Genomic DNA, 12,166 nt, shown 5'->3' with positions numbered 1-12,166 from the left:
CGCGGCTCCAGTCGCGGCCATCAATCGCATCGCACATCCGCTAAAATCAGATAGTCCTCGAAGCCAAAGGCAACATCGCTTTGGTCGAAGCAAAATCTCTTCGGAAGGATGCGGATTGCATATCGGCGATTGCAGGTGCCGGGAAAGTCCAGCCGGTATTCCCGGCGTTCCATTGAACTCGACGGCTCGGAATATCGTGCGTGTCCGAGATAGGAGGCGTTCTGCATCAGCCGTGCCGAACCGGACAACCCGACCTTCGGGCGAAGCGCCCGGAAATCTTTGCCCATCGCTTCATCCAAACTTCGATAGTCCTTCGCATGCGGCTTTTCGCCTTCCGCAGGAATGAGACTCTCCCTGACGGCCATGTTGTTTTGCGAGGTTACTGCCGAACAGCTCTTCTCTCCCAATCAGCATAGGTCGTTCGACTAGAATTGAAGCCGCCGCACTCGCGATGCACTGTTTGATGAAGTCCCCAACTGACGCTAGAGTACATTATATCGAAATAGTAAGAAAGAAATTGCTAAATTTAGAATGGCTGCATATTCCGCTTTACTCAGTGCTCCATGTAATATGAATCAGACGCCGCGGGACGATGACACCGGCGGAGTGATTGCGATTGACCTCAGCAGATCAGTGTGAACGCCGAAGAACGGATTTCGGGCAGAAAATTCGATGGACGAGGTTTCAAAATGGTTGAACACGCTCGGCCTCACTCGGCTTGGGGAAGTCTTTGCGCAGGCGCAGATTGACTTCGACACGCTTCGTCTCTTGTCCGACGATGACCTCAAGGAGCTTGGAATCCCTCTCGGTCCGCGCCGAAAAATCCTCTCCGCCATCACACAGCTGGACGATGCCCACGAGCCGCGTCAGCGGCCGATGGTGCCCGTGGAACGAAGGCCGCTGACCATCCTTTTCTGCGACATGGTCGGCTCGACGGAATATGCCGCGCGCCTCGATCCCGAAGACTTCAGCAAGCTGACGCAAACTTATCTCAACCGATGCGCCGCACTCGTGCAGGCGCATGGCGGGTTCACCGCCAACTATATCGGAGACGCGCTGCAGGCATTGTTCGGTTATCCGACAGCGGAAGAGGATGACGCGGAACGCGCAATCAGGCTCGGCTTCAGCCTCATACAAGCGATGCCGCAGATTGAAACGCCTGACGGATCCCGGTTGCAGATCCGCATCGGGATTGCAAGCGGGCTTGTAGTTGTCGGCGATTTCGCTGGAGCGCCCGCCGGCGTGTCGACTGTCGCCTTCGGACCGGTGCCAAACCTCGCCCAACGACTGCAGACATTGGCCGCCGCTCAGACAATTCTTGCCGACCAGAAGACCCGCGACGCTGCCAACGGAGCTTTCGATTTTGTCGATCTCGGTTCGAAGTCGTTGAAGGGGTTCGGCGATCCGGTGCGAATCTGGCGTGTCGACAAGGCGCGAACGCTGGAAAACCGGTTCGCAAAAAGAACCCACTTGACGAAGCTTGTGGGCAGGCGCGCCGAACTCGACCGCCTGCGTGAGCTTGCAGAAGGGATCGTGGCTGAAAAGAGCGGACGGGCGATCCTGATCTCGGGCGAAGCGGGCATCGGCAAATCGCGGCTGATTTTCGAGGCGCGCTCACGCGCTCCGCACTTTACAGCTTTGACGCTTCAATGTGCGCCTGCCTATTCCAACAGCGCATTGTATCCGTTTCTGGATCTGCTGAAGCGTCATGCGGGTATCAACGATGCCGCGCCGGCAAAGGCGAATGTGGAACTGTTGGAGACGATCCTGGCCTCCAGTGATATTCCACTTTCCCAAACGCTGCCCGTGTTTTCGCAACTGCTGGCGATCGAGCAAACCGATTATTCCTTGCCGGACCTGACATCGAAAGAGCAGCAGACGATCGTGCGCCGCTTTTTCGTCGAATGGCTGCAGGACATGTCGCAGGCCAACCCGCTGTGGCTGACGATCGAGGACGAACAATGGATCGACCCCTCCTCCGGCGATGTGCTGAAAGCGCTGATCGATGAAGTGCGGTTCGCGCCGATGCTGCTCGTCGTCACCTCGCGTGAGGCAACGCTGCAGGCGCCTTTGAAAAATCCGTCGCTTCAAGGGCTCCGGCTAAAGCGGCTGACCCGCTTCGAAGCACAGGCGCTTTGCCGCGTGCTGGCAGAAGGCAGCACTATGACCGATGCCGCCAACGATTTCGTTCTCGCCAGGGCCGAAGGAGTGCCGCTCTATGTCGAGGAACTGTGCCGCGCGGTCGCTGACGGCCATGCTGCCAGCATATTGAAGGAAGGACCGGATACGGCGGCCGACATACCGGTGACGTTGCAGTCTTTCCTGCTCTCGCGCCTCGACAAGCTGGGGAACGGCAAGATGGTCGCGCAAATGGCGGCGGTCATCGGCAGAGTGTTCAACATCGGGCTGCTTGCGCATCTTTCCGGTCTATCCGAAGAGGCTCTGGTTTCTATCCTGGATCGCCTGATCCAAGCCGGGCTGATCGCGCCGCAACCGGCGATAAACTGGCCGAGCTACAGTTTTACCCATGCCCTCCTGCAAGACGCAGCCCAGGCTACCCTCCTGCGCGATCGCCGCCGACAATTGCACCAGCTTGTCGCCGAAGGGATCGAAAAGCTCTATCCAAGACAGGCGGCCGAGCATCCGGAAGTCCTTGCACAACATCTCGCTGCGGCCGGGCTCTACCAGCGGGCAGCCGATTGCTGGCTCACCGCCGGCCGCAAGACGGGCGCCACCTGGGCAAAGGTCGAGGCGGCTAACATGTTCGCAAATGGGCTGGAGTGCCTTCAAAAATTGCCGCCGTCGCGGGAACGCGACCAAAAATGCCTCAGGCTCGAGCTCGAACGCGGCGATGTGCTTTATGCCACGTTCGGCCACGTCACGCCCGAAGGAAGCGCGGCCTATCGCAATGTCATGTCTTTGAGCGAAAGTCTCGGCGATCCGGAAGCGGGTATCCGCGCCCTGGACGGGCTGTTTGGTACCGCCTTGAATTCAGCGCGGTTCGCCGATGCGGAATGGGCAAGCGACCAACTGCTCAATATGGGGCGTCAGCAGCAGAATTTGAAAGCCCTGGTCCTCGGCATGCAATTCAAGGGCATGTGCCTCTTTTCGCAGGGCAAGCTCGAAGAGGCTCGGCAATATCTGGAGGAGGCTCTCGATTATCGCGCGAAGGCCGATGAGGTCGGCAGCGATTTTCCGAACATGACGATGATCTATCTGTCATGGACACTGCATCTGCTAGGGCATCACGAGCGCGCCATTATGCTTTATCACGAGGCAGAGCAGGATGCGCGCCAGCAATCCGCTTACCGGTTGGCGGCCTGGCTTGGAAACGGCTGCGTTCTGATGGCTCTGCGCAAGGACGTGGCCGCCTTGCAGGCAATGGTGGACGAGCTGGGGCCGCTCGCCAAGGCGAACGGTTTTCAGCTATGGGCGAACCTGGCATCATTCTTTCAAGGCTGGGCGATGGTTCATGCCCATCACGATGGCCGGGGCTTAAAGCAGATGCGCGGCACCTGCGACAACCTCGGCGAACAGCAGATAGACAAACCCTGCTATCTCGGCCTGCTGGCAGAGGCAAACCTTGCGCTCGGCGAATTCGAAGGTGCCGCCCGCGTCATCGATGAGGCGTTGGCGCTGACCAAGAAGACAGGTGAGCATTATTTTACAGCGGAGCTGCTCCGCCTCGGAGGCGTGGCCGGCCTCTACCGTAAAGGCGATGCTCACTCCGCCGAGCGCGCGTTCCGCAAGTCGGCTGCCTTCGCTCAAAAACAGGGCGCAAAGACCTGGGAATTGAAGGCCACGCAAAGCCTTGCCGAACTCCACCGCTCGACGGGCCGCAAAACGAGAGTGGAACGGCGCCTCGACGCCATTACCGGATGGTTCGAGGGGCAGAATAAAACGGCACGCATGTAATCCCTCTCGCTTGCGTTTGCCGCCATCATTCGCCGTTCTTCGCCGCCCGCAATCAGCAACACAAATCCGATCTGAGCATAGAGGTTGCGCAATTTCGGCGGCACTGCCGCCGCTGAGGCGCACAAGCTGGTATGGAACTGCAGCCCGAGGCCGATGATCGGCGGCATATTGTAGACGATGACATTGGCTTCCCGGGTGGCTTGAAGTTCGCCGCTGAGTTTCGCAGAACTATGCAGCGATGATCTCGCAATCGGTCGCAAGGCTGACTTCATTGCTCACAATTTTTCGGCCTCGAATCCTGGATAGGCGAATGCGCCTTCAATGGTCCTGCAATCGCTTTCAGAAACGCCCGCTAATCGGGCAATATCGTACCATGTCGTCCGAACGATATTTGTCATGTCTTTTACAATCTTAACGGCCTCCTCCTTATCTAAGAGGAAACGATGGCACTGAGAGAGAAAATTGCTTGCACGAGCTATCCTACCTTGATCTCCACAAATGAGTGCCAAGTCTCTTTGTTCAACACTTATTGGCGTCGAGGGAGTCAGGTCATAGGCGGGCGACAACTTCCAGCTCCGGTTCTTTGCAATAGCTGCGTGATTTCGAGGATGGTCGTCGGTGTTCGAGATAAGTGCATTGAAGCACATGCGTTTGAATAACTCTTGTGCCTGACGTTGCGGTTCTGCGCACACACGACGCAATTCTTCCGCAAGTAAAATATATGACCATAGATCACGAGAACGGTGGCTGTCCTCGGCACGGAGCAACGTCAATCCGCTCACCATCCTCGTTCTGTAATAGCCGTCTTCGGATTTTTCTCGATCAAACCGTTTCACCAAAAGGACATCCCGCCCGGCGACTGACGTAATGCGACTATCAGCCGTCACGACACCGCATTCACGGCCGAGTAGTAGCATCGCATGCTCCACTCGCGCTTGATTCCAACGATCATCGATACGGTTAAATTTGGCGAGCCATAGGCCGCTTTCGTCTTCTACGACTGCTTTCGGTCGTGCACCGCCCATGGACGTGCCGAGCAATAGGATTTTCTCAATCTGCTCTCGTTCGGCAGTTTCGTCGACATCCTCGTCGCGCACTATTTCGTCCGCGATTTCTTGTAGTCGTGCGAGGTCAATAGTCTTATTGAAATGGCGGCTCGGAGCAGGTGGCACGACGTTCAATCCGAATCCTAACGCGCCCGCGCGGTCGTCAGGGGAATGGAGTAGATAGTCCAGTTCGCCCAGAGGCGCTTTGCCAACGTATTTCTCGATCAGTCTACGCCCCCAGTGGTCTGGTCCTGCGTCGCGTAATGAACCAAAGATACCACCCATTGCCGCTGTTTCATAAGTTCGAGCGGCAATTAATAGTTCAGCAGGGTCAATCTCAACGGCTTCCGGGTTTTCCCGATAGCTCCGACCGTAGACAAACTGCCCCACGTTTGTGCCTCGCCGATCCTGCTTTAGCGAAAAGCGGCCAGCAGTTACCGGCTTGGTCTGTTCTGGAAGCGTTATATAAACAAAGCAATCCGAAGGACCGTCGTTAGAAATTGTCATCCAATGTTCTTCCCTGTCGTGCCCGCTGAGGTGTCCGTGCCCTTTCGAGAGCTTTCCCTTCCTGATCTGTTTCGGGATCGGCAACTTGCGTGAGTTGTTCCGTAAGGCCATATGCCCAAAGCAGCGCGACATATACGGCTATGCTGGTTGAAGGCTTACCCTTCTCGGCGTCTGAAACCACGCGCCTAATGACACCGATCTTTTCAGCGACCTCCTGAAGCGTAAGGTTCCTACGAAGGCGAGCTGTCTTGAGGTTCGCCCCCAGGACGTTCAGTGAGCGCTCTACAGCGTAAGGCGGTGCCAAAAGTAGTGCGCTTTTCGCTACCATGATACCTTGAAAGCTCCTTATGTGTCGTAAAGTAACCTCAAGAGTACATTTTCAGCATTTACTCAATTTGTCAACCGGATGTTACCTCAAGGTGCCATAAGATGACATAGCGAGCCTTCAAGGTAACATTCATCCATGAAATACCTCAAGCAACGGAAGAAGGAGCGGTCCATGTGGTATTTGTTCCATGCCGGGGTTTCGCAACCCAACCCATCGACGGAAGGACGGACTTCGCGCGCGCTGCAAAGGCTTGAGCGTCATCACGAGCAAGGCGGTTCGACTTCACCAGCCGTCAAGTAGGCGACAGCCGACGAGGATACCGACACGGCGAACTGGCGGAAGAGCTCGCCGGAGATGCCGGGGATGAAGGCCACCGGCACTATGACTACTCGACGGGAAAACCGGCAGCAAGGTATCGGCAAAGGCCGGCGCGCAGATTTTCCTGCATTTATCAGCCTTTCAAGCTGTTTTAGCGTGGAAACCGGCGCAACGATTGTCCCCTTGCAGGCGGAGACAACGGCAGTCACGGCACCAGTTTCATAGCCCTCGCGAGTTCGAGCCTTTTGGCGATTGCGTTCTGACCGATGGTCGTCTTTGACGCAGTTATCCTACCCCTTCCGGGGCGCGTGCTCTGGCTTTCCTTTGGTCTTGGTCGCGGCAAACTCCTCGAGCTGTTTCTCGCTCATGGATTTGACCATCTGCTTGGAAGCCCCCTTGAGTTCGCTTTTCGGTGTTTCGCCTCGCTTTGCCGAGAGGGCTGCTCCAGCCGCCTTCTGCTGTGCTTTGGATTTTGCTGGCATGTCGGTTTCTCCTTTCCACCGCTCAACTCCGGCGAAGAAGGATAGTTCCTGAACCAGTTCCAGCACCAGACGGAGATTGCCCTGCCGGCTTGATACTCGCGGAAGCTTACAGATGTTCCGACTGGCCGCTTTGAGCGGCGGCGAGAATGGCGTCAATGAGGCGGTGAACTTTCAGGGCCTCGCGCCCGTTGACGCACGGTTCGCGTCCATGCTCAACGGCATCGAGAAAATCGGCAAGCACAGAGCGATGATGGTCGTGCGGGAAGGCCATAGGATCGGCGCCGGCACCGCCGGCTGCTTCGTCTTCGATTGAGATTTCGGTTCCATCGTGGAAGGAAGCGGCAAGACGTCGCCCGTCAAGGCGGGCCATGCCGCGCGTGCCGATGACGTCGATCTCGTCCGGATATCCGGGGTAGGCACAGGTGGTAGCGCTTACGGTGCCTATTGCTCCGCTTTTAAAGCGAATGGCTGCCATCGCCAGATCTTCCGTCTCCATGCGGTGCACCTTGCTGGTTGTCGTATAGGCTCTGACCTCCTCCGGAAGGCCGGCGAGCGAAACCAGAAGGTCAAGTGTGTGGATGGCCTGGGTAAGAAGCACGCCGCCGCCATCGCGAGCCCGCGTGCCGCGTCCTGGCTGATCATAATAGCTTTGCGGCCGCCAGTTGTGGAGACGCGCCGAAGCGCTGACGATCTCGCCGAGGCGCCCTTCATGGATCAGTGCGGCAAGTGCAATACTGACCGGACGAAAGCGATGCTGAAGCACGATGCCCAGCTTTATGCCGGCATGCTCCGTCACCTCGACCAGCGCCCTCGCCCGCTCCTGTGTGACCTCCAGCGGCTTTTCGAGAAGCACATGCTTGTTTGATTCGGCTGCCCGCCGCACCAGCTCAAGATGCGTATTGGGCGGCGTCAGGATCATGACCGCAGCTATCGACGGGTCGGCGAATATTGTCCCGGCGTCCTCGCAAGTCGCAAAACCATAAGTTTCTGAAAATGCTTGCCGCCTCGCAGGCGTCGGGCTGAAGGCGGCAGCGACCTCCACCCTATCTTTAAGATCGAGCAGCCCTTTGGCATGCGGCGCTGCTGCCATGCCGAGACCGATCAGCCCGATGCGCAATTTTGCCAACTCAATCTCTCCAGCTCTTTCAGTCGGTCGATACAGGAATGCCCGCATTCAGCTGCTTGTCAACGTCCTCGATGTGGCCAGATCTCCAACTTCCTCTGCCTGTTTCTCCCGCGCCCTGACCGATGAGAAACGGCGCGGCGGCGCAAAAAATTCATCATACAAGTGCGTAGGTTTTGTATGTTGACATTACACCTTGCTGGTTCTAGCCATAATGAGCCGGTTGGAGGAGCGGCAAGAATGAGGGGGCTGATCGATCCAAATCTTCTGTATCCAGGAGAAGAGCGCACGTGCCTCTGTGCAGAGGTAAACAGCGCGCGCCATCGTGAGCCTAAAGGGGCCCGAGATATGTCGGTATGCCCTCGATGAGCCCTTTTCTAATTCCGTGAAGCTTCTCAATCGTGGCGGGCCACCAGCGTCCGATCGCGGGAGATCGCCGGAAGGAGGACGAAAGCTTTGCGACGGCCTTCCTTAGGCGCGCAAGGATGGCGTACCGGCTTTAAAACATTAAATCGTCATGCAAAACGGGAGGAAAGCATGAAAAACTTAGTTAAACTGGCGGCGGGTATTATGGTTGCCGCCTCGTTCATCGGCAGCGCGGCCAGCGCTCAAACGGTGCTGAAATCGTCCGATACGCATCCGGACGGCTATCCGACCGTTGAGGGCGTCAAATATTTCGGCGAGCTGGTGAAGGAGCGCACAAAGGGCCGCTACTCGGTCGAAGTCTATCATTCCGCCCAACTCGGCGAGGAGAAGGACACGATCGAGCAGGTGCGTTCGGGCGTGATCGAGCTGAACCGCATCTCGATGGCGCCGTTCAACGGGACGGTGAAGGAAACCATCGTTCCGGCGCTTCCCTATATCTTCCGTTCGGAAGAGCACATGCACAAGGTTATGGACGGCGCGATCGGCGACCAGATCAAGAAGGCGTTCGAACCGGCCGGCCTCGTGGTACTGGCATATTATGACGCGGGCGCGCGGTCGTTCTATAACAAGACGAAGCCGATCAGCACGGTTGCCGACATGAAAGGCCTGAAGTTCCGCGTTATCCAGTCCGACATCTTCGTTGACATGGTGGCGGCCCTCGGCGCCAACGCCACGCCGATGCCCTATGGCGAAGTGTACTCGGCGATCGAAACGGGCGTCATCGACGGCGCGGAAAACAACTTCCCGAGCTACGACACTGCCAAGCACGCCGAAGTGGCGAAGAATTATTCGCTCGACGAGCACACGATCCTGCCGGAGGTGTTCGTCATGAACAAGGTCGCGTTCGACAAACTGACGCCGGAGGATCAGGAGATCTTCAAACAGGCGGCCAAGGACAGCGTCGCAAAGCAGCGCGAGCTTTGGGCAGCCAAGGTCGCTGAATCGCGCGCCAATGTGGAAAAGCTCGGCGCGCAGATCACCACGCCGGACAAGCAGGGCTTCATCGACGCCATGGCCCCGGTTTATGAGAAGCACGTCACCGACGACGTGCTGAAGAAGATGGTCGAGGATGTAAAGGCGGTGCAGTAGTCGCACCTTGCCTCCCTTTATTGCGGGAAGGCGACGTAACGACCGGGGTGGGCGGTCACCTCCACCCCGGTTCCCTCGCCGTTTCGCGCATATCTTCATCGATCCTCCCGATAAGGGAGAGTGAACGCCCAATTCGACGAGGTCCTTTATGTCGAATAGCCTAACACCCGCCGTCAACTTCCTGGCCCGCCTGAGCAACGCCGCGCTGTGGCTCGCCGGCGCCGGCCTGGTGCTGATGACGGCCTTCGTCGCCTGGCAGGTATTTTGCCGCTACGTGCTGAATGACTCGCCGAGTTGGACGGAGCCGGGCTCCGTCATGCTGATGAGTTGGTTCATCTTCCTCGGCGCTGCCGTCGGCATCCGCGAGAACAACCACCTTGGTTTCGACGTACTGCTCTACGTGCTGCCGAAATCCGGCAAGCGCGTCCTGCGCATGATCTCGGACGTGGTCATTCTCGCCTTCGGCGCCGGCATGATCTGGTACGGCGGTGCGCTCATGAGCCTGACCTGGAACACCACCTTGCCGTCCTTGGGTATTTCCGGCGCGTTCGACTATCTGCCGCTCGCCGGCGGCGGTGTGCTGGCCGTGATCTTCTCGCTGGAGCGCATCGCGCTCCGCCTCGCCGGCGAACCGATCGACGATGCGCTGGACGAGGTTTTGCCGGCCGAAATCGCGGTTGAGATCGAAAACATCAATGCCGACCCGAACGTCAATTTGAAAGTGTAGTGCGATGGAACTCTGGATCTTGTTCGGTGTCTTCACCACTCTGATGCTGATAGGCACGCCGATCGCCTTTTGCCTCGGCGTCGCCAGCTTCGCCACGGTGGTCTACATGGGCCTGCCGCCGCTGGTCGTCTTCCAGCGGCTCAATTCCGGCATGAGCGTGTTTTCGCTGCTCGCCATCCCCTTCTTCATCTACGCCGGCGATCTGATGGTGCGCGGTGGCATCGCGAGCCGCATCGTCTCCTTCGCTGCTTCCCTCGTCGGCCACGTGCGCGGCGGCCTCGGCCAGGTGAACATCGTCACTGCGACCTTGTTCGGCGGCATTTCCGGTTCGGCGGTGGCGGAAGCCGCAGCTGTCGGTGGCCTGATGATCCCGCAGATGAAGCAGCGCGGCTATGGCGCGGACTACGCCGTCAACGTCACTTCTATGGCGGCGCTGATCGCGCTGCTTCTGCCGCCCTCCCACAACATGATCATCTATTCGATCTCTGCCGGCGGCAAAATATCCATCGCCGACCTGTTCACCGCCGGCATTCTGCCAGGCCTTTTGCTTGCAGCTGCACTCATGGTGACTGCCTACATCGTCGCGCGCTCGCGCGGCTATCCGACGGAGCCGTTCCCCGGCTTTACCATGGTGGCGCATCTGCTCGCTGTCGCATTGCCCGGGCTCCTGCTGATCGCCATCATCTTCGGCGGGGTGAGGTCCGGCATCTTCACGGCGACGGAAAGCTCGTGCATCGCTGTGCTCTACGCGCTGCTCGTAACCGTCTTCGTCTACCGCCAGATGAGCTGGAAAGACTTCGTCCACGCCACGCAAGGCGCCGTGCGCACGACGGCAATGGTGCTTTTGATCATTGGCACCGCCGCCGCTTTCTCCTGGCTGATGGCCTTCCTTAAAGTGCCTGCGTCGCTGGTGGTCTGGATGAAGGCCGTAGCCGACGATCCACTGACTGTGCTGCTCCTGCTCAATGTTTTGATGCTTGTGCTCGGCACCTTCATGGACATGGGACCGACGATCATCATCTGCACGCCGATCTTCCTGCCGGTGGCGCAGGCCTACGGCGTCGATCCGGTGCATTTCGGCGTGATCATGATCCTGAATTTCGGCATCGGACTGAACACGCCTCCAGTTGGCGCGGTGCAATTCGTGGCTTGTGCGGTCGGCAAGATTTCGGTCTGGGAGGCTATGCGCTCGATCTGGCCGTTCTACGGCGCAGGCCTCGTGGTGCTTGGACTGGTCACCTATATCCCGGCAATTTCACTGTGGCTGCCGGCTGCGTTCAAGTAGGAGAGCGACATGGCGGCCGATACAGCCGTTGATTTGAGGATCGAGCGAAGGCCGAAACTCTCCGAAAGCGTGGTTTCGGCCATCCGCGCGCAGGTCTTGTCCGGGGAATACGCGCCCGGCCAGAAGCTGCCGACGGAAAGCCGGATGGGCGAGCTCTTCGGCGTCAGCCGCACCGTTGTCCGCGAGGCGATTGCGACCCTTGCCGCCGATGGACTCGTCGAGGCGCGGCAAGGTGCGGGCGTCTTCGTCAAAGACCACCCGACGCTTGCCTTCGGTTCGATCACCCTCGACGTCGGTAACAAGATCTCCCATGCGCTTAACGTGATCGAGGTGCGCATGGGGCTCGAGATTGAAAGTGCGGGGCTGGCTGCCCTCCGGCGCAATGCCGCCCAGGAGGCACAGATCCACGAAGCCTTCTTCGAATTCGACCGGCTGCTTGAGCGTGGCGAGGCAACGGGCAAGAGCGACTTTGCTTTCCACCGCGCAATTGCGGCTGCTACGAACAACTCCTATTATGTCGAGGTTCTCGATGCACTCGGTATGCGGGCGATCCCCTGCGACGTCGCTTCGCCCTGGGGTACCGACAGCATGCTATCGCGCAACTATCAGGAAGGTCTGCAGCGCGAACATCTGGCAATCCTGAAGGCGATTTCCTCAAGCGACCCGGAAGCTGCCCGCGCTGCCATGCGCGCCCACCTGACCGCGAGCCAGGAACGCTATCGCGCCCTTTTGAGCGGCCAGCAGGCAAAATGGATTTCAGGAACGGCCAAGCGCAAGGGCTGATATCCTTTTCTTCCCACCCGAAGGCAGGCCGTGTTGGCAGAGCAACGCTCGCACCAAGCTCAAAAACTGGCGTCTGTTTCAAAGGGCCATGCAGGTCGCATCCACGGCTGAAACCTTGTGCGCACTCAACTGTGAAT

10 protein-coding genes are annotated in these 12,166 nt (G+C 58.4%); 5 read left to right on the top strand and 5 right to left on the bottom strand.

Going from position 1 to position 12,166, the window contains the following annotated elements:
- Positions 1 to 20: 20 nt before the first annotated feature.
- Positions 21 to 287, bottom strand: coding sequence for a hypothetical protein (locus BLP23_RS18555; protein WP_139187088.1), 267 nt, complete (start codon positions 285 to 287; stop codon positions 21 to 23).
- Positions 288 to 672: 385 nt separating this feature from the next.
- Here BLP23_RS18555 and BLP23_RS18550 point away from each other — a divergent pair, with 385 nt between their 5' ends.
- Positions 673 to 3,915 (top strand): AAA family ATPase, encoded by a 3,243-nt coding sequence (locus BLP23_RS18550; RefSeq protein WP_092586330.1) that lies wholly within the window; start codon positions 673 to 675, stop codon positions 3,913 to 3,915.
- Between the two features lie 275 nt (positions 3,916 to 4,190).
- Here the strand turns inward: BLP23_RS18550 and BLP23_RS18545 are convergent, their stop codons facing one another.
- From BLP23_RS18545 to BLP23_RS18530, 4 genes are all read right to left on the bottom strand, one after another.
- On the bottom strand, positions 4,191 to 5,468 hold the full coding sequence (locus tag BLP23_RS18545; RefSeq protein ID WP_092586329.1) for a type II toxin-antitoxin system HipA family toxin: 1,278 nt from the start codon (positions 5,466 to 5,468) through the stop codon (positions 4,191 to 4,193).
- A complete protein-coding gene (locus BLP23_RS18540) occupies positions 5,455 to 5,796 on the bottom strand; it encodes a helix-turn-helix domain-containing protein (RefSeq protein ID WP_074069367.1) in 342 nt (113 codons plus the stop codon). Before BLP23_RS18540 ends, BLP23_RS18545 begins: the two co-directional genes overlap by 14 nt.
- 608 nt (positions 5,797 to 6,404) lie before the next feature.
- Positions 6,405 to 6,596 carry a DUF3008 family protein gene (locus BLP23_RS18535; protein ID WP_092586328.1) on the bottom strand — a complete coding sequence of 64 codons (192 nt, stop codon included), beginning with the start codon at positions 6,594 to 6,596 and terminating at the stop codon, positions 6,405 to 6,407.
- A gap of 106 nt (positions 6,597 to 6,702) precedes the next feature.
- Positions 6,703 to 7,722, bottom strand: coding sequence for a Gfo/Idh/MocA family protein (locus tag BLP23_RS18530; protein WP_092586327.1), 1,020 nt, complete (start codon positions 7,720 to 7,722; stop codon positions 6,703 to 6,705).
- 534 nt (positions 7,723 to 8,256) lie between these two features.
- On the opposite strand from BLP23_RS18530, the gene BLP23_RS18525 reads away from it, so the two are divergent.
- From BLP23_RS18525 to BLP23_RS18510, 4 genes are all read left to right on the top strand, one after another.
- A complete protein-coding gene (locus BLP23_RS18525) occupies positions 8,257 to 9,234 on the top strand; it encodes a TRAP transporter substrate-binding protein (protein WP_092586326.1) in 978 nt (325 codons plus the stop codon).
- A 148-nt stretch (positions 9,235 to 9,382) separates the two neighbouring features.
- The gene (locus BLP23_RS18520; RefSeq protein WP_092586325.1) at positions 9,383 to 9,961 is read left to right on the top strand and encodes a TRAP transporter small permease; all 579 of its coding nucleotides are present in this window, start codon (positions 9,383 to 9,385) and stop codon (positions 9,959 to 9,961) included.
- 4 nt (positions 9,962 to 9,965) lie between these two features.
- Positions 9,966 to 11,246, top strand: coding sequence for a TRAP transporter large permease (locus tag BLP23_RS18515; RefSeq protein WP_074069371.1), 1,281 nt, complete (start codon positions 9,966 to 9,968; stop codon positions 11,244 to 11,246).
- A 9-nt stretch (positions 11,247 to 11,255) separates the two neighbouring features.
- The gene (locus BLP23_RS18510; protein ID WP_092586324.1) at positions 11,256 to 12,029 is read left to right on the top strand and encodes a FadR/GntR family transcriptional regulator; all 774 of its coding nucleotides are present in this window, start codon (positions 11,256 to 11,258) and stop codon (positions 12,027 to 12,029) included.
- Positions 12,030 to 12,166: the final 137 nt, after the last annotated feature.

Origin of the sequence: Rhizobium mongolense subsp. loessense (genome assembly GCF_900099775.1) — a bacterium.
In the GTDB taxonomy this organism is placed as follows: Bacteria; Pseudomonadota; Alphaproteobacteria; order Rhizobiales; family Rhizobiaceae; genus Rhizobium; species Rhizobium loessense.
This window is presented reverse-complemented; position numbering and strand designations above follow the sequence as displayed.

Excerpts from the sequence above, each read along its gene's own strand:
- BLP23_RS18555 (WP_139187088.1), bottom strand. The coding sequence starts at position 287 with ATGGGCAAAGATTTCCGGGCGCTTCGCCCGAAGGTCGGGTTGTCCGGT.
- BLP23_RS18550 (WP_092586330.1), top strand. The coding sequence starts at position 673 with ATGGACGAGGTTTCAAAATGGTTGAACACGCTCGGCCTCACTCGGCTT.
- BLP23_RS18545 (WP_092586329.1), bottom strand. The coding sequence starts at position 5,468 with ATGACAATTTCTAACGACGGTCCTTCGGATTGCTTTGTTTATATAACG.
- BLP23_RS18540 (WP_074069367.1), bottom strand. The coding sequence starts at position 5,796 with ATGGTAGCGAAAAGCGCACTACTTTTGGCACCGCCTTACGCTGTAGAG.
- BLP23_RS18535 (WP_092586328.1), bottom strand. The coding sequence starts at position 6,596 with ATGCCAGCAAAATCCAAAGCACAGCAGAAGGCGGCTGGAGCAGCCCTC.
- BLP23_RS18525 (WP_092586326.1), top strand. The coding sequence starts at position 8,257 with ATGAAAAACTTAGTTAAACTGGCGGCGGGTATTATGGTTGCCGCCTCG.
- BLP23_RS18520 (WP_092586325.1), top strand. The coding sequence starts at position 9,383 with ATGTCGAATAGCCTAACACCCGCCGTCAACTTCCTGGCCCGCCTGAGC.
- BLP23_RS18515 (WP_074069371.1), top strand. The coding sequence starts at position 9,966 with ATGGAACTCTGGATCTTGTTCGGTGTCTTCACCACTCTGATGCTGATA.
- BLP23_RS18510 (WP_092586324.1), top strand. The coding sequence starts at position 11,256 with ATGGCGGCCGATACAGCCGTTGATTTGAGGATCGAGCGAAGGCCGAAA.